Below are 870 nucleotides of genomic sequence, written 5' to 3' on the forward strand. Positions count from 1 at the left end.
CTGACCGTGATCCCGAGGGACCGCAGGGCTGTTCGAGCGCCGGCTAGTGAGTCGCGGAGAGCCGCTCCCGAAGCCGCACCAGTGGCGGGGCCGCCCGGCGCATCAATGGCGGAGCCGCCCGGACGGTGACGTCGTGGTAGTAGTGCCGCCACGCAAAGACCCCGGCCGCCACGACGGCCACCCCCGCTCCGCCGACGACGATCGCCTGTCGAGGCACCCGCTCCTGCACGGAGTGCATCCGCGCGCGGGCCCGCCCCTTCACATCGGCCTTGGCGGCCAGTTCCTCGACGGTGTCCCCGAGCCGACTCCGCGTCATCTCGATCTGCCGCCGCAGTTCATCCGGTCCCTTGGCCCCCACCCACTCCTTGGGACCGCCGGAGGCACCCATGGCCATCATCATCGCCGTGCCCTTCCCTTGATCTCGTCCACATCGGCCTTGACGCTGTCGAGCGCCCGCTGCGGTTTGGGAGGCGTGGCCCGTCGCAGCTGGGCGCGCCCGGTCGCGGCCAGTACGGCGGCGATCACGAAGAGCACCGCCATGACGATCAGCGCGGCGGCCCAGATCGGCACCACCAGGTCCAGCGCGGCGACCCCGGCACCGGCCATGGTCATGAAGCCGACGTAGGCGACGGCGCCGGCCGCGCCGAGCAGCCCGCCGCCGCGCCCCGCGCGCCGGCCCTTCTCGGTCAGCTCCTCCTTGGCGAGGGCGACCTCCTGTCGTACGAGCAGGGAGAGCTGTTCGGTGGCCTGCCCGACCAGTTCGCCCACGGAGTGGTGGCCGTCGTGCCCGTCCGGCCCGGAACGCGCGGACGGCGCGGGCCTCGTTCGGGTGGTCCCGCTCATGGTGTCCCGCCTCCTCACATCTCGGGA

2 protein-coding genes are annotated in these 870 nt (G+C 72.9%); both read right to left on the reverse strand.

The features are described 5' to 3' along the window. Positions 1–43 precede the first annotated feature (43 nt). On the reverse strand, positions 44–388 hold the full coding sequence (locus STRIP9103_RS53425; protein WP_086019242.1) for a DUF3618 domain-containing protein: 345 nt from the start codon (positions 386–388) through the stop codon (positions 44–46). An 8-nt stretch (positions 389–396) separates the two neighbouring features. Continuing rightward, entirely contained in the window at positions 397–843 is a 447-nt protein-coding gene (locus STRIP9103_RS09040) for a phage holin family protein (protein ID WP_009305346.1), read from the reverse strand. Positions 844–870: the final 27 nt, after the last annotated feature.

It is taken from the genome of Streptomyces ipomoeae 91-03 (genome assembly GCF_000317595.1).
Lineage (GTDB): Bacteria > Actinomycetota > Actinomycetes > Streptomycetales > Streptomycetaceae > Streptomyces > Streptomyces ipomoeae.

Bases quoted from the DNA above. Each gene is read 5' to 3' on its own strand.
- STRIP9103_RS53425 (WP_086019242.1), bottom strand. From the start codon at position 388: ATGGGTGCCTCCGGCGGTCCCAAGGAGTGGGTGGGGGCCAAGGGACCG.
- STRIP9103_RS09040 (WP_009305346.1), bottom strand. From the start codon at position 843: ATGAGCGGGACCACCCGAACGAGGCCCGCGCCGTCCGCGCGTTCCGGG.